Origin of the sequence: Novosphingobium sp. TCA1 (genome assembly GCF_009811895.1) — a bacterium.
GTDB lineage: Bacteria > Pseudomonadota > Alphaproteobacteria > Sphingomonadales > Sphingomonadaceae > Novosphingobium > Novosphingobium panipatense_A.
The window spans coordinates 68,599-88,052 of record NZ_BLJH01000006.1 but is presented as its reverse complement, the minus strand read 5'-3'; the positions used below and the strand labels follow the sequence as shown (position 1 = coordinate 88,052).

Sequence of the window (19,454 nt, the reverse complement as noted above, 5' to 3'; positions counted from 1 at the left end):
TCAGCCCCTTGCCCCACGCGCGAACAGGCGCTGGGCGCAGATCGCATAGCTTGGGTCCAGCGGCCCCTGACCGAGCATGCCGCCGCCGTCGAACGGGCGGCGCAGCTTGAAGTCATAGGTCACCACGCGCTTCGAGAAACGCCAGCGGCCGTCGTCGCAGCGCCGGTAATTGTCGATATAGCGCACCGCCATGAAGTCTTCTTCCCGCCCGCCTTCGCGGTTCGGGATCAGATGCCAGGCGAGGGCATAGACTTCGCCGCTCGCCGTATCGCCGTCCACCGCGATCAGATGGTTGCAAACATGGTGGCCCGAATAGGGCATGAAGGGAAAGGCGCCGGCGATGAAGCGGCAATAGTCCTGTGCCGAACCATCGAAGCTGTCGCCATGCGTGTCGGTGGCATCGTCCGTGTAGAGATCGCGCAGCAGTTCGATGTCCTGCCGGTCGATCGCGCGGGAATAGAGCAGGACGAGGTCGCGAATCGCGTCCTTGTCGATCAGTTGCTGCATGGCGATCTGCTGCTGCGGTGTCATGGCCTTCCTCCCCGTCTAGGCCCTAAGGCTTAGCGGGGAGCCGGGCAAACCGCTCAAGCGATCACTCTTCGGTCTGGTTGATGCTGTCTTCCGGTTCGAGCGGGCCGCGACCGGCATTGGTCAGGACGCAGCGGATGTCGTTGTCGAGGCCGTCCGTGCCGACGTGGCGGAGGAAGCCCTTGGACGTGCGGTGCATCCGGGTGCCTTTCAACTCGCCGCCGGTCATGATGATCTGGTCGCCGGTCATCAGGTAGCTGCCGCGAACGCCGTCCGGGGTCTTGTAATTGGAGCCGGTGACGGCGCGGAAATCGTATTGCGGCAGGCGGATGCCGACCGGACCACCGGCCGTGCCGTCCCGTTCGCAATTGTACTGCCCGAGGTCCAGCGTGCCGATCGGGCCGCCCGGAACCGGCGGAGGAGCGGGCTTGGCCGCCAGGGATGGCCCGCTTCCGGCCACGAGGCCCAGGGCAAGCAGGAAAGCGGCGAAAGGAGCGTTACGAGGGGCGCGCGTCATGACTGACCGCTAGCATCGGCGCGAAGCAATTGCCACAGCCAGTCTCCTCGGCTAAGGGCGCATGCTTTCGGTAGTACCGGCTCTTTCCCATCTTAAGGTTCATCCCATGAAGATCAGCGGCGTCGACATTCGTCCCGGCAACATTCTCGAATACGAAAAGGGCATCTGGAAAGTTGCCAAGACGCAGCACACCCAGCCGGGCAAGGGCGGCGCCTTCATGCAGGTCGAGATGAAGAACCTCATCGACGGCCGCAAGACCAACGTTCGCTTCCGCAGCGCCGACACCGTCGAAAAGGTCCGCCTCGACACCAAGGACTTCCAGTTCCTCTACGTCGAAGGCGATCAGCTGGTGTTCATGGACATCGAGACTTACGAGCAGATCCAGCTTCCCGCCGACCTTCTGGGCGATGCGGCTGCCTTCCTTCAGGACGGCATGCAGGTGCTGCTCGAACTCTGGGAAGAGCGCCCGATCTCGGTGCAGCTGCCCGAGCAGGTCGAAGCCACGATCGTCGAAGCCGATGCCGTGGTGAAGGGCCAGACCGCTTCCTCCAGCTACAAGCCTGCCGTGCTCGACAACGGCGTGCGCGTGATGGTTCCGCCGCACATCGAAAGCGGCACGCGCATCGTCGTCGACGTTTACGAGAAGGCTTACGTCAGGAAGGCCGACTGATGCGGGGCAAGGCGTCTTTCATCGCCGCGGTTGCCCTGGTGGCAGGGCTTGCCGCTCCGGCTCAGGCCGCCGCGCCGAAGAAGGCGCCGGCCAAGGCTGCGGCGCCGGCAAAGACCGCAGCCGCACCCGCCGCGGGCGCGCATGCGCCTTCACCGGAAGTGGAGCGCGCGATGCTCTATCTGAAGGTGCTGATCAGCGGTCTGCAGTCCGACAAGGTCGAGCCTCCCGCCAAGGGGGCACTGGTCGGCTGCATCTACACCAACTCGCTCCAGAAGATCAGCGATTCGATGGACAAGGTGATTGCCGAGAACCCCGGCAAGATCCATCGCGAGAACCCCAGCGAACTGCTGAGCGCCATGGTGGCGATCTGCGGTTACAAGCCCGCCGCCGCCGCGCAACCCGCGCCGCAGGGCCGATAATCAGACCGGCTGCGGCCGGTACTCGAAGGACAAGGTAAGTTTTATGGCCATCTCCGGTCTCATTCGCGTCATGGAAAAGGCCGCCCGCAAGGCGGGTAGCCGCCTGCGCCGCGACTTCGGCGAAATCGAGCACCTCCAGGTCTCGCGCAAGGGACCGGCGGATTTCGTCTCCAAGGCGGACCAGGCTTCGGAACGCACCATCTGGGACGAGCTGCGCGCGGCGCGTCCTGAATGGGGCTACCTCTTCGAGGAAGCCGGCGAGATCGAGGGCCATCCCGACAAGCCGCGCTTCATCGTCGATCCGCTCGACGGCACGACCAACTTCCTGCACGGCATTCCGCACTTCGCGATCTCGATCGCCGTGCAGGAGCCGCGTCTGGACGGCAAGGGCTGGGGCGAAGTCACCGCCGGGCTGATCTACAACCCGGTCACCGACGAAAGCTACTGGGCCGAGAAGAGCCGCGGCGCATGGCTTCAGGACAAGCGCCTGCGCGTGTCCTCGCGCCGCCACCTCGACGAGAGCGTGATCGCCACCGGCATTCCTTTCGCCGGTCACGGCGATGCGGGCGAGTGGACCAGGATCTATCACGCGCTGGCGCCGCAGGTCGCGGGTATCCGCCGTTTCGGCTCGGCTGCGCTCGACCTGGCCTGGGTCGCTTCGGGCCGTTACGAGGGCTTCTGGGAAGCCGATCTCAAGCCCTGGGATACGGCAGCGGGCTGCCTGCTGGTGCGTGAGGCCGGTGGCTTCGTGTCCGACTGGAAGGGCCGTTCGCAGCCGTTCCACGACAAGGAAATCCTGGCGGGCAACGATGCACTGCATTCGCGTCTCCACAAGATTCTGGCAAACGCGCTCAAGTGACTTGAGCCGAAGCCAAGGCGCGGCTAAGTCACCCGCGCCGATGCCCTTCCGTCGATGACGGGAAGGCAGCACGTGAGTGCCCCTGTGGCGGAATGGTAGACGCGAACGACTCAAAATCGTTTGTCGCAAGGCGTGCCCGTTCGAGTCGGGCCAGGGGCACCATACGAAGAGCCGCGAACCCGCACCGGGTTTCGCGGCTTTTTCGCGTTTGGGTTTCACGCGTCGGCGCCGGATCGCAGGATCTCACATATGTTCAATAGTGAACGAACAGAGCTGTGACGCGGTCTCCGTAGAGCCGATCGCCCGGAAATGAGCGGAATTTAACAGTTAAACACGCATGATTCGCCGGGCAATTTTTCTACATTGGTAACATCCTTGAAATCCCATCGCGTCTTCGCGGTGGCATGTCTTCATCCCTTCGGGCCATGGTCCCTTTGGGACCGATCCCTCATTGGGATGTGATGACCTCGAGGTCTGCTGGAAGCCCGTTCCGAGTCGAGGAAGCGAGGTTCCGGGACACCGGCGGCGTGGATCGCCGGCGTGCTTCCAGCAGTTCCCGACCGCGCCGCTTCCGCCAGCCATGCGGCGGGCAGCGGGTCTGGAGCGCCGAATAGAGTTTTGGAGAGCCGCTTCGGGTCGCAACAAGAAGCGCGTTTGCCAAATAGCCCCCTCCAGACTATTCAGTTCTGGAGGGGGACGACATGGAACCCACCGCCGACGAATATCGCGACGCCCTCTCGCGCGTCGTCGCCGCCTCTACTTTCCAGTCTTCGCCAAAACTGGCGGAACTTCTGTCCTATCTTGTCGATCAAAAGCTCTCCGGTCACGGCGATCGGCTGAAGGGCTATCCGATCGCGCTGGATGTCTTCGGCCGGGATGAGGATTTCGACGCATCGTCGGATTCGATCGTGCGCGTGCAGATGACGCGCCTGCGCCGGGCTCTAGGAGAGTACTATGCGGGCGAGGGTGCAGGGGATCCCTATCGCATCGTCGTGCCGCGTGGGTCCTATGCGCCGATGCTGGAGCGTGAACCGGCGCCCGTCGTGCCTGTGCCGGAGGAAGGCGCAAGTCCGACCGAAGCGCCCCCGGCGCAGGGCGAGGATATCGTTCGCTCTTCCAGCGCGCTCAGTCTGCGGCGGCGCTCCTGGGGATTGCTTGCGGCTCTGGCGCTCGTCGCGTCCCTGCTGATCATCTACTGGCCGGGCAGCGAGAGCGACGGCGTGCTGGTGCGGGCCGGAGAGATGCCGGATGGCCCGGTAGTCTACGTCGCGCCCTACAGGCTGGCGGGAGAAGGTCCGGCGATCGCGCGCGTGCGCGACGGGTTGCAGTTCGATCTGATCAATTACCTGTCGCAATTGCCCAATCTCGCCGTTCTGGCGCTGGCCCCTCAGGGAACCGAGCATGTCAGAGCGGAGCGCGCCCGCAAGAGCGTTGCACCGACGTTCGTGCTGCAAGGCACGATCGACGGTTCCGAGGGCGTGCTCAGGATCAATTCCAGCCTCGTGCGCATGCCGGGCGGTGTCGTCGTCTGGTCCGGCCGCAGCGCGCCGATCGACTACGATCCTGCGCAGATTCTCAAGGTGCAGTCCAAGATCGCGCTGGGCGTGGCATCGCGTCTCGGCCAACCCTACGGCGTCATTCACGAGACCATGCGGGAGGACCTCGAAAATCACCGCGATCTCGGGATGGAGCGCTATTTCTGCGAATTGGAAGCCTACGAATTCATGCGGTCCCGTAGGGAGGGGCAGCTTGGGCAAGTGAAGGAATGCCTGGAGCGGGCGGTTTACGACAAGCCCAACTATTCCAATGCCTGGGCGCTGCTTTCCTGGATCCATGCCTATCAGGCGCAGGCGCGGGGCATAGGCGATTCGCCCGAGGCACTCGAAGCCGCGAGACGGGCGGTGGCCGCCAATGCGACCAATGCGGTGGCCTATCAGTATCTGGCAATAGCGCTCTATCGGCACGGAGAGGACGAAGCGGCGCGCGAGGCGATCGGCAAGGCGCTTGAAATCAGCCCCAATCATTCGGAGGTCCTTGCCAATGCCGGGCGGATACTGGCCGCGCTTGGCGAGCACGAGGTGGCGCCGACGCTGGCGGGCAAGGCCATTGCGCTCAATCCGGGACACCCTGCATGGTACTGGTCGGGGCTGGCGCTCGATGCCCTCTACCGCAAGGATGCGGCTCAGGCGCTTCGCTATGGCCGTCTAGGCGCGGAGGACGGCGGCCTGATGTCGCGCTATCTGCTGGCGGCGGCCCTGGCGCAGGACGGGCAGGTGAGCGAGGCGCGCGGCGTGCTCGAAGCCGCCGCGAAGGCCTATCCGGGGATACCGAAGGACCGGCGGCAGGTCGTCCGGGAACTGCGCTTTCCCTCCTTCGCCACGGAACCGCTGGAGTCTCATGGGCTGCTGGGGCAATAAGTGCAGGAGATGACGGGAGATCCTTGTTGCGGATCTCTCTTGCGGGACGGCCGGAGCCGCCATAGTCTTCCGCGCATGAACGCGCTCCCGGTCCGGTCCACTCCGGCTCTCGCCGCCCTTGGCCTCGCTGCCCTGGGGCTTGCCGCAACATCCGTTCCGGTCCGGGCAGAGGCGGTGACGGACAGCATCGCCCGCGACCTTCCGGGCCTGATGACGATCTACCAGGACCTCCATGCCAATCCCGAACTGAGCTATCAGGAAGTGCGAAGCGCGGGCATCATGGCCAAGGCCGCGCGCGAGGCAGGCTTCACCGTGACCGAGAAAGTCGGCCAGACCGGCGTGGTCGCCGTGCTGAAAAACGGTGAGGGGCCGACGGTCCTGATCCGGGCGGACATGGACGGTCTGCCCGTCGTCGAGCAGACGGGTCTGGCTTTCGCCTCGAAGAAGCGGGGCACCTCCACGGCCGGGGTCGAGAGCGGGATCATGCACGCCTGCGGGCACGACACGCACATGACCGCGTGGATCGAGACGGCGCGGCTCATGGCCAAAAGGAAGTCGGAATGGTCCGGCACGCTGGTCATGATCGGCCAGCCTGCCGAGGAAGTCGGCACCGGCGCGGTCAGCATGCTGAAGGACGGGCTCTACCAGCGCTTTCCCAAGCCCGACTATACGCTGGCGTTCCACGATTCCGCCGATCTTCCCGCCGGTCAGGTGGGGGCGGCCGTAGGCTGGGCGCTCGCCAATGTCGACAGCGTCGATATCCTCGTCAAGGGACTGGGCGGCCACGGCGCTTATCCGCAGGCGACCAAGGACCCGATCGTCCTGGCCAGCGCCATCGTGATGAAACTGCAGACACTGGTCAGCCGGGAGACCAGCCCCCTCGACCCGGCGGTAGTGACGGTGGGCTCGTTCCATGCAGGCGCCAAGCACAACATCATTTCCGATCAGGCCAAACTGGAACTGACAGTCCGCAGCTACTCCGACGAAACCCGCGCCCATCTGCTGGACGGCATCAAGCGTATCGCCCGGGGCGAGGCGATCGCCTCCGGGCTGCCCGACAACCTGATGCCGGACGTCAGCGTCAAGGATCCCTATACCCGCGCCACCTGGAACTCGCCCGAGTTCACCCAGGAAGCCGTGGCCGACCTCAAGACCAGAATGGGCGAGGCCAATGTGGTGATCACGCCCTCCGTCATGGGCGGCGAGGATTTCGGCGAGTTTCGCCGGGCGGACGAGGATCACATCAAGTCGGTGATCTTCTGGGTCGGCGGGGCCGACCCGCAGAAGCTGGCGGCGGCGAAGGCGGGCGGCCCGCCGCTTCCCTCGCTCCACAGCCCGTTCTGGGCGCCCCAGGCCGACAAGGTGATCGCGTCCGGCAGCGAGGCCCTGACCCTGACCGCCCTGAGGCTCATGCCGCGCAAGTGAAGGGTTCGAGAGGTTTGCCCTGTAAACGCGGCCGACATCGCGTGACGGATTTCCGTGCATGGACCCGACACCGCGTGGATAGCGGCATTCCGGCAATTGTCAGATTCACCGACAGTTTACGCCTTGCTCCTAGAATCGGGGTCATTGCCGGTATCGGCTCGGAAGATGGCGCCCCGCGACGATGATTCGTCTTTTCAAACACTACATCCCCCATGCGGTGGCTCTGCTGTGGCTGGTGGACATTCTGCTGCTGCTGGCGGCGAATGAATTCTCGTGGCGTTTGCGAGCCGGGCAGATCGGCATGGCCATGGGCGATCCGGGCGACCGGATCGGCCTTCACGCCGGTTTCGCGGTCGTGCTGTCGCTGTCGATGGTGGCGGTCGGTGTCTACGGCGCCGAGGCACTGCGCTCCATGCGCTTCGCGGCGGCCAGATTGCTCGTGGCGATCTCGCTTGGCGTCATCGCGCTGGCTTTCGTCGATTTCCTGTTCGCGGCGCAGAATTTCTGGCGCTCGACCCTGGCCTACGCCATGGCTTTCGCGATCGTCCTGCTGGTAGCCAATCGCCTGATCCTGGGCGCATTCCTCGGCACTTCAGCGTTCCGCCGCCGCGTGTTGGTGCTCGGCGCCGGTGCGCGCGCGGGTCGCCTGCGCGATCTGGCGGAGCGGCCGGAAAGCGGCTTCGTCATTGTCGGATACGTCTGCATGGGAGAGGGTACGCCCACGATCGAGGAATCGATCTCGCGCGGCGCGATCCATAACCTGACCCGCTATGTCGACAACCTGGGCGTTACCGAAGTCGTCCTCGCACTGGAAGAACGGCGCAATGCGCTGCCGCTCAAGGACCTGCTGCGGATCAAGACCACCGGCGTGCACGTCAATGAATTCTCCAGCTTTCTCGAACGCGAAACCGGGCGGATCGATCTCGACACGGTGAACCCGAGCTGGCTGATCTTTTCCGACGGGTTCTCATCCGGCAGGATGATATCAAGCGTTATCAAGCGCTTGTTCGACATTGTTGCGAGTGCTCTGGTTCTCTGCCTGACCGGCCCGATCATCCTGCTCTTCGCGCTTCTGGTGAAGCTCGACAGCCGTGGGCCGGCCTTCTATCGGCAGCAGCGCGTTGGGCTGTTCGGCGAGAACTTCGACGTCATCAAGCTGCGCTCCATGCGTACGGATGCGGAAGTCGCCGGTGCACAGTGGGCGGCCAAGGACGATCCGCGCGTCACCCGTGTCGGCCGTTTCATCCGCAAGGTGCGCATCGACGAATTGCCCCAGGCCTGGAGCGTGCTCAAGGGCGAGATGAGCTTCGTCGGCCCCAGGCCCGAGCGCCCGCAGTTCGTGGCCGAATTGGAAGAGCAACTGCGCTACTATGCCGAACGGCACATGGTGAAGCCGGGGATTACTGGCTGGGCGCAGATCAATTACCCATACGGCGCCTCGATCGAGGATTCCCGGCACAAGCTGGAGTTCGACCTCTACTACGCCAAGAACTATACGCCTTTCCTCGACCTGCTGATCATCCTCCAGACCTTGCGCGTCATCCTCTGGAGCGAAGGCGCGCGATGAGCCGCGCCGGGGCCTTCGACTTCTGGTCTACCGCAGGCGTGGCGTTCGATCTGAGCGGCGCCATTGCCCTGGCCAGCCTTGCGCTCTGGCTCTGGCCGAAGCGCGCGCGGTTCGAAGAGGCGGGCGGCAGCGTCGTCGCCGCGCTTTTCCTGACGGCCGCCTGGTGCGTGACGGCGGCGGCAGCGGCCACCGCGCAGGCGCCGATGCTCGCCTCTCTTGCGGAGAGTATCCGCAACCTGGCCTGGCTGGTGGTGATCTACCGCCTCTTCGCGGGTGACGGCCGCCATTCCAGTCTGGCGCCGATCCGTCCGGTGATCTTCGCGCTGGTCTTCGTGGGCCTGCTGCATATCGGCATGACGCTGGCACTGTCCTATCTCTCGGTGCAGCGCGGTCTGGCGAACCTCGGTTTCGAGATCGAGGTCATGCTGCGCCTGCTGGTGACGGTGGGCGGGCTGGTGCTGGTTCACAATCTCTATGCCGGGGCCCCGCGCGAGCTGCGCCCGGGCCTGCGCTGGCCGACGATCGGGCTCGCGATCCTGTGGTCGTTCGATCTCAATCTCTATACCGTGGCCTATCTCGCCCGCAGTTGGCCGAGCGAGATCGCGGCGCTGCGCGGCGCGGCCGGGCTCGCGCTGGCGGCATGTCTTGCCATCGCCGCTTCGCGAGGCCGCGACGAACTGCGGCTCAAGCCGTCCCGCGCAGTGACGTTCCAGACCTTTTCGCTGCTCGTCATCGGCGTCTATCTCGTCGCCATGGTCGCTGTGGCGCAGTGGCTTTCCTATGCGGGCGGCAATTTTGCGCGCCTGATAGAGATGGCCTTCCTGACTTTCGCCAGCGCCATCGCCCTTGTCGTGCTGCCTTCGCGCCGGGTTCGCAGCTGGCTGAAAGTGATCCTCGCCAAGCATTTCTTCCAGCATCGCTACGACTACCGCGAGGAATGGCTGCGCTTCACCCGCACCATCGGCAGGAACGACGACGAGACATCGCCGCTGGGCGAGCGCGTGGTCCAGTCCGTGGCGGATATTACCGACAGCCCCGCGGGTCTTCTGCTGACGCCGGGCGAACAGGGCGAGCTGACTCTGGCGGCGCGGTGGAACTGGCCCGATATCGAAGTGCCCGCCGCTGCCTGTCCGCCGGAAATGCTCGTGCCATTCGAACAGGCGGGCTATATCGCCGATCTCGACGATGTGCGCGAGGGCGCGGTTCCGGCGAACCTCGATTTGCGCGTACCGGAATGGCTGCTTGCCGAGCGCCGCGCCTGGGCCATGGTCCCGCTGGTCCATTACGATCGCCTGGTCGGCATGGTCGTGCTCGCCCGCCCGGCGATGGCGCGCAAGTTCGATTGGGAGGATTTCGATCTCCTGCGCGTGATCGGTCAGCAGCTTGCCAGTTACCTGGCGGAAAACGCCAGCCAGGAGGCGCTCGCGGAAACGAGCCGCTTCGAGGATTTCCACCGCCGCATCGCCTTCGTGATGCACGATATCAAGAACCTCGCCAGCCAGTTCAGCCTCTTGGCGCGCAATGCCGAGCTTCATGCCGACAAGCCGGAGTTCCGCGCCGACATGCTCGTCACCCTGCGCAATTCTTCCGACAAGCTGAACGCCCTGCTGGCGCGCCTGTCGCGTTATGGCGCCGGGGCGGTGGACCGGTTGGAGACAGTGAGCGCGGCAGAGGTGGCGCGAACCGTGACGGCGCGCTTCAACGGCAATCCGCAAGTGGTCCTTTCCGATGTGAAGGATCTTGCTGTGATGGCGAATTTCCACTCGCTCGAACAGGTCCTCGTCCATCTCGTCCAGAACGGTCTCGATGCCAGCCGCGCCGAAAGCCCGGTCTTTCTCTCGCTTGCCGCGGACGGTCTCTTCGCCCGTTTCGAGGTCGTCGATGCCGGGTCGGGCATGTCGGCCGAGTTCGTCCGCCACCGTCTGTTCAAGCCCTTCGTCTCCACCAAGAGCGGCGGCTTCGGGATCGGCGCGTTCGAAGCGCGCGAGCTGGTGAAGGGCATGAAGGGGCGGCTCGAGGTGGAATCGCGCGAGGGGCTGGGGTCGCGCTTCGTCGTTCGCATTCCGCTTGCCGCCACGACCGAAATCTTTCTCAACAGCACCAGCCAGGACCAGAAAGTAGCCTGAAATGACCGAAACCCGACCCAAGCTCCTTGTCGTCGAGGACGATGCCGGTCTTCAGGCGCAGCTCAAATGGGCATACGAGGATTTCGACGTCGTCGTTGCCGGGGACAGGGCCTCCGCACTGGCGGCCCTGCGCGTGGAAATGCCGGACGTGGTGACGCTCGATCTCGGCCTGCCGCCGGATCCCGACGGCACGACCGAGGGCTTCGCGGTACTGGACGAGATCATGGCCCTGAAGCCTGATACCAAGGTGATCGTTGCCTCCGGGCACGAAGCAAGGGAGTCCGCGCTTCAGGCGATCGCGCGCGGTGCCTACGATTTCTACCGCAAGCCCGTCGATATCGATGCGCTGGGCCTCATCGTGCGCCGCGCGCTGGAGCTTCACCGGCTTGAGGAGGAGAACCGCCGCCTCGCCTCGCGGGTGGAAAAGGACGAAAAGGTGCTCGGCCGGTTGATCACCGCCGCGCCGGAAATGATCCGGGTTGCCCGCACGATCGAGCGCGTCGCCAATACGAATGTCTCGGTGATGTTGCTGGGGGCGAGCGGCACCGGCAAGGAACTGTTGGCGCGCGGCCTTCACGAAGCCAGCGGACGCGCGAGGCGCGAATTCGTGGCCATCAACTGTGCGGCGATCCCGGAGAACCTGCTGGAAAGCGAGCTGTTCGGGCACGAGAAGGGCGCGTTTACCGGCGCGGTCAAGACGACGCCCGGCAAGATCGAGCAGGCGGCGGGCGGCACCCTGTTCCTTGACGAAGTGGGTGACATTCCGCTCCAGCTTCAGGTCAAGCTGCTGCGCTTCCTGCAGGAGCGGGTGATCGAGCGGGTCGGTTCGCGGGAATCGATCCCGGTCGATACCCGGATCGTCTGCGCGACGCATCAGGACCTCGAAGCCATGATCGGGGAAGGGCGTTTTCGCGAGGATCTGTTCTACCGTCTGGCCGAGATCGTGGTGCGGATCCCCGCCCTTGCCGAGCGGCCGGGCGATGCCACTCTGCTGGCGAAGGCGCTCCTGCATCGCTATGCTGGCGAAATGAACCCCGGCGTACGCGGCTTTTCCGCCGATGCCCTGGCGGCGATCGACGCCTGGCGCTGGCCCGGGAATGTCCGCGAGCTGGAAAACCGCGTAAAGCGCGCGGTGATCATGGCGGACGAGAAGCTGGTGAGCGCTGCCGACCTCGATCTTGCCGATCCCGACGAGCAGGTCGTCAATGCGCTCAACCTCAAGACCGCGCGGGAGCAGGCCGATCGCAAGGTCATCCGCCATGCCCTGGCCCGGAGCGAGGGCAATATCTCCAGCACGGCGAAGATGCTGGGGATCAGCCGTCCGACGCTCTACGACCTGCTCAAGCAGTACGATTTGCAGAACTGAGCCGGCCGGGGAGCGCGCCGCGCTCCCCGGTTCCCGACATCACTTCGGCTGATAGGTCTGTTCCGGCCCGGGGAAGTTGCGGGCGCGCACTTCCTCGGCATATTTCGCGGCAGCTTCCGAGACGAGCCCGGCCATGTCGGCATAGCGCTTCACGAAGCGGGGGACACGGTCGAACATCCCGAGCATGTCCTCGGCCACAAGCACCTGCCCGTCGCACTCTGCCGAAGCGCCAATGCCGATGACGGGAATGTCGAGGCTGTGCGTCAACGAGATCGCGATCGGTTCGAGAACACCCTCGACCACGACCGAGAAGGCTCCGGCACCGGCGACGGCCTTGCCGTCGGAAATGATCTTGGCGTGTTCTTCCTGGCTGCGTCCGCGCGCGCCGTACCCGCCCAGGGCGTTAACGGCCTGCGGCGTCAGGCCGATATGGGCCATGACGGGAATACCGCGCTGGGTAAGGAAGGCGATGGTTTCCGCCATGGCGACGCCGCCTTCGAGCTTGACGGCGGCGCAGCCGGTTTCGGCCATGACGCGCGCGGCTGACGCGAAGGCCTGCTGCGGGCTTTCCTCGTAGGAGCCGAAAGGCATGTCCACGATCACCAGCGAATGATAGCTGCCGCGCACGACGGCAGCGCCGTGGGCGATCATCATGTCGAGGGTGACGGGAAGGGTCGAAGGCAGGCCGTAGATCACCTGTGCCAGCGAATCTCCCACCAGCAGGATGTCGCAGTGCTCATCCAGCAACTGCGCCTGGCGGGCGGTGTAGGCGGTAAGCATGACCAGCGGTTCGGTCGTCCGGCCTTCTACCTTGCGGCGCTGGATGGCAGGCACCGTAAGGCGCTTCATCGGCGCGGGCGTGGGATTGGCGCGACTGGTCGCGGTATCGAGCTGAAAGGTCGTGGACATGGGAAAGGCTTCTAGCGCGGGGTTGGAAGATGCGCAAAAGCGCATTTTCCTTGCCGCCCGCGGGAACAAGGTAACGGCTATCGCGCATTGGTCCCGTCGTCTGGGCCAATTACCGTAATTATGAGGAACCAGTGGCGTTAAGGCTTGCCATGGCGTCGCAGCCCGCTAGCGTCGCGCCATACAAAAATTCGGGGGTCCACCGCATGTTCGGACGCGTTAAGCCGCTCGACGCCATTCTGGCGACGGCGGAAAAGAAATCTCTTCACAGGTCGCTGGGCGCATTCCAGCTCACTATGCTCGGAATCGGCGCCGTCATCGGTACGGGTATTTTCGTTCTCACCGCGGAGGCCGCGCAGAAGGCCGGTCCCGGCATGATGCTCTCCTTCGTCATCGCCGGCTTCGTCTGCGGCGTGGCGGCGCTTTGCTATGCCGAAATGGCGGCGATGGTGCCGGTTTCCGGCTCCGCTTACACTTACAGTTACGCGGTCATGGGCGAAACGGTCGCCTGGATGGTCGGTTGGGCACTGATTCTCGAATATGCGATCGCCGCAGGCGCGGTTTCGGTCGGATGGTCCGGTTATTTCGTGGGCTGGCTCAACAGCAGCTTCGGCATGAGCATCCCGCTGGACTTCGTGCGCGGGCCGTTCGACGGCGGCCTGATCAACATTCCCGCCATGCTCATCGCGGCGGCCGTCACGGCCCTGCTGATCAAGGGCACAAAGGAAAGCGCCACGGTGAACGCGGTGCTGGTGGGCATCAAGATTCTGGCGCTCGCCATGTTCGTGGTGCTGACGATCCCGGTCATCAAGTCCGGTCAGTTCACGCCTTTCGCGCCGCTCGGCTTTGCGGGTATCTCCAGCGCGGCAGCTTCGATCTTCTTCGCCTATGTCGGCTTCGACGCGGTTTCGACCGCAGCGGAAGAGACCAAGAACCCGCAGCGCAACATGCCGATCGGCCTGATCGGCAGCCTGGGCATCTGCACGATCTTCTACATGCTGGTCGCGTCCGGCGTGATCGGTACGGTCGGCGCCCAGCCCGTGCTCGGCCCTAACGGTGCCGCTCTCTCGCCGGGAACGCCGGAGCTTTCGCAGGCCTGCGCCGCCATTCACGAGAATGCCGTGGTCTGCTCGAAGGAAGCACTTGCCTGGACGCTGCGCCAGGTCGGCTATCCCTTCGTCGGTTGGCTGGTCGGCGCGGCGGCAATCATCGCGCTGCCTTCGGTCATCCTGATGATGATGTTCGGCCAGACCCGCATCTTCTTCGTCATGAGCCGTGACGGCCTGCTGCCGGAATTCTTCTCCAAGGTGCATCCGCGTTTCCACACGCCGCATGTGATCACCATGCTGACCGGCCTGTTCGTTACCCTGTTCGCGGCGTTCTTCCCGGTCGGGCTGCTGGCCGACGTGTCGAACTCCGGCACGCTGTTCGCTTTCGCCGCCGTCTCCATCGCGGTCATGGTGCTGCGCAAGACCGATCCGACGCGCAAGCGCCCGTTCCGCACGCCGGGGATCATGCTGACCGCGCCGCTGGCGATTGCAGGCTGTATCTACTTGTTCTTCAGCCTTTCGGCGCAGACCATCGGTCTGTTCGTCGCATGGGCGATCCTGGGTCTCTTCGTCTATTACACCTACAGCCGCTCGCGCAGCCATGTGGGCAGAGGCCTGGTCGAAACGCACGAGGTCGATCCCGACGCCCCGCCGCAGCCCGTGCCGCCGGTCTGATAGCAGGCGATCGATATTGAAAGGGAAGGGGAGCCGTGTGCTCCCCTTTTCTTTTGGACAATGCACAAGGCATCCACCGGAAATCCTCTGCCGATGCACAGGCTATGCCGGAGTTCTCCACAGGACTGCCCGCCTGCTCGGTAGGGGGATATTTACCTGTTCTCGTCAGAATCCCGACAGGCTTATCGAAAAATCGGAAAATCTGTCATGTCGGCCATCAAGGCGCTGATCCCGGGCTTTCTGCTCACCTGGATCGTTTCGATCGTCATTGGATCGCAAGGGTCGCGTGGAGGCATGCTGGACATCACGCATACCTTTTATCAGGGGCACGAATTCTACTGGTCCTGGCCGCTGTTCTGCGGTGCCACGGCTCTGGCTTGGGCCCTGTTCGCCATGATGGAGTGATCCGCCTCGGAGCAAGCGCGCTGCCGAGGCGTTTGGCAGAGGATGTCCTTCCCCTTCGATCGCTTCGTAGTCGCTGCGCTCCTGCTGGGCTGCCTGCTGTTTGCGGGCAAAGGCTGGCTGCGCGAGCATCCGGGGTACGATCCCTGGGCGCCGCTGACGCTCGAGGAGAAGCCGGGCTGGGCGACGCCGCGCAAACTTTCGGCCCTGCGCGCCGATCGCGATCTCTGCCAGGCGTTCCTTGAGCGCGGCCGGATCGACAGACGCGCTCTCACGCCCTTGGGCGAAGGTTCCTGCCGCCGCGACGACCGAAAGCGCCTTGCAGCGCCCCAGGCCTTGGATGTGAGCCTTGTGCCCGCCCGTGCTGAGGCGACGTGCTCCGTCGATGCAGGCCTCGCCTGGTGGCTGCGCAACGGCGTCCAGCCGCAGGCCGAGGCGATATTCGGGAGCAAGGTCGTTCGCGTCGAGCAACTGGGAACCTACAATTGCCGGCGCATAGGCGGTGGCAGCGATGGTTCCTGGAGCGAGCATGCGACCGGCAACGCCATCGACATATCGGCTTTCATATTGGCCGACGGCAGGCGCGTGACCGTACGCAAGGGCTGGACCGGCTCCGTAGAGGAAGCCGCGTTTCTCCATGCGATACGCGATGCCGCATGTGATGCCTTCGCGACGGTGCTGTCACCTGACTACAATGCGGCCCATGCCGATCACCTGCATCTGGACCAGGCGATCAGGGCCGGAGGCTGGCGCGCCTGTCGGTGAACGGCAATCGTCGAGGGATAATTCTGATAATGGGGGTGTGTCCAAGCCAGGTGCTTGAAAAGTCTGGTGACCCCTACGGGAATCGAACCCGTGTTTCAGCCGTGAGAGGGCCGCGTCCTAACCGCTAGACGAAGGGGCCGTTGAGCCAGAATGCCTCGCCTTGAAGCGAGTGTAAATGGTGACCCCTACGGGAATCGAACCCGTGTTTCAGCCGTGAAAGGGCCGCGTCCTAACCGCTAGACGAAGGGGCCGTTAAGCCATTTGATGTACCGCCGGTATCGCGTGATACCCTGGTGACCCCTACGGGAATCGAACCCGTGTTTCAGCCGTGAAAGGGCCGCGTCCTAACCGCTAGACGAAGGGGCCGTACCGGGTTGCGCCGGAGGCAGGACCGGCCCTCTAGCGGGGGTCCGGTGGGGGGTCAACCCCTTCATTGCGAATAATTTGAACTCTCTATGACATGCCCGGCAATGACGGGCCTGGAGCCTGCTAAAATCCGCTGTTTTCAGGCCGCAAAGGCGGCGTCGTCGATGTGAAGTTCTGCCTGGGGGCGGCTCCCCCAATCGTCGATCTTCGCCCGCCCGGCCAGCCAGAGGCGGCGGCCCTGGGTAGCATGGAGCAGGGCCTGGCCCATTTCAGTCTCGGCGGAGCGGAAGGCCATGGCCTTGAAGCGGGCGCCGTCCTGCCCGCCGACGATCAGCCGAACGTGATCGGCGCCCACGGTATCGGCCTTGATGACGTGGACCGGGCCGACCGCGACACGCGGCCCCGGCCAGCCCATGCCATAGGGACCGGCGCTTTCGAGTTTCTCGACGAGTTCCGGCGTCAGCCCTCGCGGGGCCAGAGCCAGGTCGAGCAGCATCGACTGATTGGCGCTCGCCCGTGCGACATCCGCCGCCAGAAGCGAATCAAGCCATTCGGAAAGGGCGTCGAGCTTGTCGGGCGCCACGGTGAGCCCTGCGGCCATGGCGTGGCCGCCACCGGCCACCAGCAAGCCGGTCTCGCGCGCCGCGATGATGGCCGCGCCGAGGTCGACGCCGGGGATCGACCGGCCCGAGCCCTTGCCGTTTCCGGCCTCATCGGCATCCATCGCGATGACGAGGGTGGGTTTTCCGGTCTTTTCCTTGATGCGCCCGGCGACGATGCCGATCACGCCGGGATGCCATCCCGCTCCTGCCAGGACCATGACGGAGCGATTGTGCTGGCGTTCGATCTGGGCCTCGGCCGCTTCCTGGACGACCTGCTCGATGCCGCGTCGCTCGTCGTTGAGCCGGGAAAGCTGCGCGGCGATGACCTGCGCTTCGTCGGCGTCGGTGGTCGTGAGCAAGCGCACGCCGAGCGTCGATTCGCCGACGCGCCCACCGGCATTGATGCGCGGGCCGAGCGCGAAACCGAGATCCGAACAGGTCGGGGCACGGTTCAGGCGACTGGCGTCTATCAGCGCGGCCATGCCGATATTGTCGCGCCTTGCCATGACCTTGAGCCCTTGTGCAACCAGCGCGCGGTTCAGTCCATGCAGTGCCGCGACGTCCGCGACCGTGCCAAGAGCCACGAGATCGAGCAGGGCGAACAGGTCCGGCTCGCTGCGTCCTGCGAAGAACCCCCTTCGGCGCAATGTCCGCACCGTCGCGACAGCGAGCAGGAAGGCCACGCCGACTGCAGCGAGATGGCCGTGCCCGGCCGCGATTTCGCTCTCGTCCAGCCGGTTGGGATTGACCAGCGCGGCGGCCCGGGGAAGCTGGGGCGCGCACTTGTGGTGATCGACCACGATCACATCCACACCCGCGCCGTGCGCCATCTCCAGCGCCTCGAACGCCATCGCGCCGCAGTCTACCGTGACGATCAGGCTGGAGCCTTCCTGCGCAATCCGTACGAGTGCCTCGCCGCTCGGGCCGTATCCTTCGAGCAGACGGTCGGGAATGTAGTATCGCGCGTCGTGACCCAGCCCGCGCAGGAGGAGGATCAGCAGGGCGGCGCTGGTGGCACCGTCCACGTCGTAGTCGCCGTAGACCGTCACCGTTTCGTTCGCCATGACCGCCTGGGCGAGGCGCTCGGCGGCGGCGTCCATATCGCGGAATACCGAAGGATCGGGAAGGAAGGCGCGCAGGGAGGGGGTACGGTGACGCTCAAGATCCTCGCGCGGAACGCCTCGGGACAGCAGGATCTGGGTGACGATATCGTCCTCCAGCCCGCCGGAGAACCCGGCGGAAATGCCGGAGGCACTTTCCGATAGGTCCATGTTGCCACCCCGCCAGCGCCAGGACTTGCCGGTGAGGGAATGATCGATGCCGAATACGGAACTAACGGGTCGCGAAGCCATGGCGAACCGATTAGACTAAGGCGAGAGGCGGGAAAAGGCCGGGAAACGGATCAATCAGGGAGAAGCCGCGATGCTGGCAATAATCTGGCATAGCCGCACTGGCGCTTCGAGAGCCATGGCGGCTGCCGTGGCGCAAGGCGCGAGCGGGCAGGGCGTGTTGCTGACGGCCGCAGAGGCCATGCCCGCGATCCTGCTGGGTGCGCAGGGCTATGTCTTCGTTTGCCCGGAAAATCTCGGGAGCATGTCGGGCCAGATGAAGGAGATGTTCGACCGCTGCTACTATCCCATGCTCGGCCGGGTGGAAGGTCGGCCTTATGCCACGGCGATCTCGGCCGGATCGGACGGAACCGCGGCACTGGCGCAGATCGATCGCATCGTCACCGGTTGGCGGCTCCGGCGCGTCGCGGAGCCGCTGATCGTCAATCTGGGGGCACAGACGCCCGAACAGATCCGGGCAGAAAAGACCGTTTCGGAAGAGGATCTGGAGGCGTGCCGCGAGCTTGGTGCGGCTTTTGCCGAAGGGTTGAAGCTCGGGGTCTTCTGAAGATGAAACCGTTTCGGTTGCATCAGTTAGGTGACGGACTCGACGGCGGCGGCGAACTGCTGCCTTATGATTGGTGTGAACATCATCGAGCCTGAACCCGTGAAAACGAACCCCTCATCCCGGAAAGCCGAGGATCGGGGCGTGTTGGCTGCTGCGGCGCCGCGCAATGGCGTTTCTCTCTATTTCAAGCCTGCCGAACGCCCCTCGGTCGAAGCGATCGCGGCGCTGATCGAAGCCTCGGCGGGGCGGGAGATCATGGCAAGGGTAACGCATCGCCCGCCCGCAGAGGAAGGCTGGGTGGAGCTTCTTGCGAGCGGCCTTACTTTCGACCTTTCGGGACTGGCTCCGGCAAAAGCGGCTGCGCAGGGTGACATTTTGCAGAACCATGGGTTCGAAACAGTCCCGCGTATCGAGGAGCTTGAGGCGATCGAGCTGGCGCCCGGTGGGCATATCGCCGGGGGGGCGGGACTTGTTCCCGTGATCCGCACGCTCGCGGGTCTGGCTGCGAGCCTGTCTCTGAAGCTTCCCGTGTCGGCCATAGGCTGGCAGTCGGCGCAGACGGTCATGGAGCCGCGCTACTTTGCACAGATCATCGTCAATTGGCTGGCTGGCGGCGCTTTCCCGGCGCTTGGCCTCACAGCTTTGCTGCGTGCAGACGATGGCAGCCTGCTGACGCGAGGGCTCTCCCGATTTGTCGGTAGGGAAATGCAGCTCGAAGGTGCGAGCGGCGAAACGCCGTCCGAAACCTTGAAATTGGCTATTCGCGTAGTCGATTACCTTGTTCGCCAGGGGGCGTTCGATCAACCCAGAGAGATCGACTCGCCAAAGGGGCGACTTCTGCTGGAGCCGTCGCGAAAGGGAAAACAAATCTGGGTCTGGCGACAGCACTGACCGTGATC

Annotated in this window: 17 protein-coding genes and 4 tRNA genes; 14 read left to right on the top strand and 7 right to left on the bottom strand. The window is 64.6% G+C overall.

Features of this window, described 5'->3' with window-relative positions; all coding sequences use genetic code 11:
- Both NTCA1_RS09725 and NTCA1_RS09720 read right to left on the bottom strand, forming a co-directional pair.
- A complete protein-coding gene (locus NTCA1_RS09725; protein WP_159830273.1) occupies window positions 1–531 on the bottom strand; it encodes a nuclear transport factor 2 family protein in 531 nt (176 codons plus the stop codon).
- A gap of 61 nt (window positions 532–592) precedes the next feature.
- Window positions 593–1,045 (bottom strand): hypothetical protein, encoded by a 453-nt coding sequence (locus NTCA1_RS09720; RefSeq protein ID WP_086490661.1) that lies wholly within the window; start codon window positions 1,043–1,045, stop codon window positions 593–595.
- 106 nt (window positions 1,046–1,151) lie between these two features.
- On the opposite strand from NTCA1_RS09720, the gene efp reads away from it, so the two are divergent.
- The 9 genes from efp to prsR all read left to right on the top strand — a co-directional run bounded on the left by efp (window position 1,152) and on the right by prsR (window position 11,894).
- Window positions 1,152–1,715, top strand: coding sequence for an elongation factor P (gene efp, locus NTCA1_RS09715; RefSeq protein WP_086490660.1), 564 nt, complete (start codon window positions 1,152–1,154; stop codon window positions 1,713–1,715).
- Window positions 1,715–2,134 carry a hypothetical protein gene (locus NTCA1_RS09710; protein WP_086490659.1) on the top strand — a complete coding sequence of 140 codons (420 nt, stop codon included), beginning with the start codon at window positions 1,715–1,717 and terminating at the stop codon, window positions 2,132–2,134. Before efp ends, NTCA1_RS09710 begins: the two co-directional genes overlap by 1 nt.
- 43 nt (window positions 2,135–2,177) lie before the next feature.
- The gene (locus NTCA1_RS09705) at window positions 2,178–2,993 is read left to right on the top strand and encodes an inositol monophosphatase family protein (RefSeq protein ID WP_159830271.1); all 816 of its coding nucleotides are present in this window, start codon (window positions 2,178–2,180) and stop codon (window positions 2,991–2,993) included.
- 78 nt (window positions 2,994–3,071) lie between these two features.
- Window positions 3,072–3,155 (top strand) — tRNA-Leu (locus NTCA1_RS09700).
- Between the two features lie 539 nt (window positions 3,156–3,694).
- Window positions 3,695–5,410, top strand: coding sequence for a tetratricopeptide repeat protein (locus NTCA1_RS09695; protein ID WP_159830269.1), 1,716 nt, complete (start codon window positions 3,695–3,697; stop codon window positions 5,408–5,410).
- Window positions 5,411–5,485: 75 nt separating this feature from the next.
- On the top strand, window positions 5,486–6,835 hold the full coding sequence (locus NTCA1_RS09690) for an amidohydrolase (RefSeq protein ID WP_159830268.1): 1,350 nt from the start codon (window positions 5,486–5,488) through the stop codon (window positions 6,833–6,835).
- Window positions 6,836–7,016: 181 nt separating this feature from the next.
- Window positions 7,017–8,402, top strand: coding sequence for a TIGR03013 family XrtA/PEP-CTERM system glycosyltransferase (locus tag NTCA1_RS09685; protein ID WP_159830266.1), 1,386 nt, complete (start codon window positions 7,017–7,019; stop codon window positions 8,400–8,402).
- On the top strand, window positions 8,399–10,528 hold the full coding sequence (prsK, locus tag NTCA1_RS09680; RefSeq protein ID WP_159830264.1) for an XrtA/PEP-CTERM system histidine kinase PrsK: 2,130 nt from the start codon (window positions 8,399–8,401) through the stop codon (window positions 10,526–10,528). The genes NTCA1_RS09685 and prsK overlap by 4 nt, the downstream gene beginning before the upstream one ends.
- Window position 10,529: 1 nt before the next feature.
- A complete protein-coding gene (gene prsR, locus NTCA1_RS09675) occupies window positions 10,530–11,894 on the top strand; it encodes a PEP-CTERM-box response regulator transcription factor (RefSeq protein ID WP_159830262.1) in 1,365 nt (454 codons plus the stop codon).
- A gap of 39 nt (window positions 11,895–11,933) precedes the next feature.
- Here the strand turns inward: prsR and panB are convergent, their stop codons facing one another.
- Entirely contained in the window at window positions 11,934–12,803 is an 870-nt protein-coding gene (gene panB / locus NTCA1_RS09670) for a 3-methyl-2-oxobutanoate hydroxymethyltransferase (protein WP_159830260.1), read from the bottom strand.
- Window positions 12,804–13,006: 203 nt separating this feature from the next.
- Between panB and NTCA1_RS09665 the strand changes: the two genes are divergently transcribed.
- The 3 genes from NTCA1_RS09665 to NTCA1_RS09655 all read left to right on the top strand — a co-directional run bounded on the left by NTCA1_RS09665 (window position 13,007) and on the right by NTCA1_RS09655 (window position 15,691).
- Entirely contained in the window at window positions 13,007–14,524 is a 1,518-nt protein-coding gene (locus NTCA1_RS09665) for an amino acid permease (RefSeq protein WP_086490651.1), read from the top strand.
- Window positions 14,525–14,731: 207 nt separating this feature from the next.
- Window positions 14,732–14,929 carry a hypothetical protein gene (locus NTCA1_RS09660; RefSeq protein WP_086490650.1) on the top strand — a complete coding sequence of 66 codons (198 nt, stop codon included), beginning with the start codon at window positions 14,732–14,734 and terminating at the stop codon, window positions 14,927–14,929.
- Window positions 14,930–14,971: 42 nt separating this feature from the next.
- Window positions 14,972–15,691 carry an extensin family protein gene (locus NTCA1_RS09655; protein ID WP_159830258.1) on the top strand — a complete coding sequence of 240 codons (720 nt, stop codon included), beginning with the start codon at window positions 14,972–14,974 and terminating at the stop codon, window positions 15,689–15,691.
- A 64-nt stretch (window positions 15,692–15,755) separates the two neighbouring features.
- Here the strand turns inward: NTCA1_RS09655 and NTCA1_RS09650 are convergent.
- The 4 genes from NTCA1_RS09650 to recJ form a co-directional block, all read right to left on the bottom strand.
- Window positions 15,756–15,830, bottom strand: a tRNA-Glu gene (locus NTCA1_RS09650).
- Window positions 15,831–15,867: 37 nt separating this feature from the next.
- Window positions 15,868–15,942, bottom strand: a tRNA-Glu gene (locus NTCA1_RS09645).
- A gap of 40 nt (window positions 15,943–15,982) precedes the next feature.
- Window positions 15,983–16,057, bottom strand: a tRNA-Glu gene (locus tag NTCA1_RS09640).
- Between the two features lie 139 nt (window positions 16,058–16,196).
- Window positions 16,197–18,011, bottom strand: coding sequence for a single-stranded-DNA-specific exonuclease RecJ (gene recJ, locus NTCA1_RS09635; protein WP_086490648.1), 1,815 nt, complete (start codon window positions 18,009–18,011; stop codon window positions 16,197–16,199).
- 70 nt (window positions 18,012–18,081) lie between these two features.
- On the opposite strand from recJ, the gene NTCA1_RS09630 reads away from it, so the two are divergent.
- Both NTCA1_RS09630 and NTCA1_RS09625 read left to right on the top strand, forming a co-directional pair.
- Window positions 18,082–18,555 carry a flavodoxin family protein gene (locus NTCA1_RS09630; RefSeq protein WP_236549211.1) on the top strand — a complete coding sequence of 158 codons (474 nt, stop codon included), beginning with the start codon at window positions 18,082–18,084 and terminating at the stop codon, window positions 18,553–18,555.
- Between the two features lie 75 nt (window positions 18,556–18,630).
- Entirely contained in the window at window positions 18,631–19,446 is an 816-nt protein-coding gene (locus NTCA1_RS09625) for a hypothetical protein (protein WP_236549210.1), read from the top strand.
- Window positions 19,447–19,454: the final 8 nt, after the last annotated feature.

Bases quoted from the DNA above. Each gene is read 5' to 3' on its own strand.
- panB (WP_159830260.1), bottom strand. From the start codon at position 12,803: ATGTCCACGACCTTTCAGCTCGATACCGCGACCAGTCGCGCCAATCCC.
- NTCA1_RS09705 (WP_159830271.1), top strand. From the start codon at position 2,178: ATGGCCATCTCCGGTCTCATTCGCGTCATGGAAAAGGCCGCCCGCAAG.
- NTCA1_RS09695 (WP_159830269.1), top strand. From the start codon at position 3,695: ATGGAACCCACCGCCGACGAATATCGCGACGCCCTCTCGCGCGTCGTC.
- recJ (WP_086490648.1), bottom strand. From the start codon at position 18,011: ATGGCTTCGCGACCCGTTAGTTCCGTATTCGGCATCGATCATTCCCTC.
- NTCA1_RS09720 (WP_086490661.1), bottom strand. From the start codon at position 1,045: ATGACGCGCGCCCCTCGTAACGCTCCTTTCGCCGCTTTCCTGCTTGCC.
- efp (WP_086490660.1), top strand. From the start codon at position 1,152: ATGAAGATCAGCGGCGTCGACATTCGTCCCGGCAACATTCTCGAATAC.
- NTCA1_RS09725 (WP_159830273.1), bottom strand. From the start codon at position 531: ATGACACCGCAGCAGCAGATCGCCATGCAGCAACTGATCGACAAGGAC.
- NTCA1_RS09660 (WP_086490650.1), top strand. From the start codon at position 14,732: ATGTCGGCCATCAAGGCGCTGATCCCGGGCTTTCTGCTCACCTGGATC.
- NTCA1_RS09685 (WP_159830266.1), top strand. From the start codon at position 7,017: ATGATTCGTCTTTTCAAACACTACATCCCCCATGCGGTGGCTCTGCTG.
- NTCA1_RS09690 (WP_159830268.1), top strand. From the start codon at position 5,486: ATGAACGCGCTCCCGGTCCGGTCCACTCCGGCTCTCGCCGCCCTTGGC.
- prsK (WP_159830264.1), top strand. From the start codon at position 8,399: ATGAGCCGCGCCGGGGCCTTCGACTTCTGGTCTACCGCAGGCGTGGCG.
- NTCA1_RS09710 (WP_086490659.1), top strand. From the start codon at position 1,715: ATGCGGGGCAAGGCGTCTTTCATCGCCGCGGTTGCCCTGGTGGCAGGG.
- NTCA1_RS09665 (WP_086490651.1), top strand. From the start codon at position 13,007: ATGTTCGGACGCGTTAAGCCGCTCGACGCCATTCTGGCGACGGCGGAA.
- prsR (WP_159830262.1), top strand. From the start codon at position 10,530: ATGACCGAAACCCGACCCAAGCTCCTTGTCGTCGAGGACGATGCCGGT.
- NTCA1_RS09630 (WP_236549211.1), top strand. From the start codon at position 18,082: ATGCTGGCAATAATCTGGCATAGCCGCACTGGCGCTTCGAGAGCCATG.
- NTCA1_RS09655 (WP_159830258.1), top strand. From the start codon at position 14,972: ATGTCCTTCCCCTTCGATCGCTTCGTAGTCGCTGCGCTCCTGCTGGGC.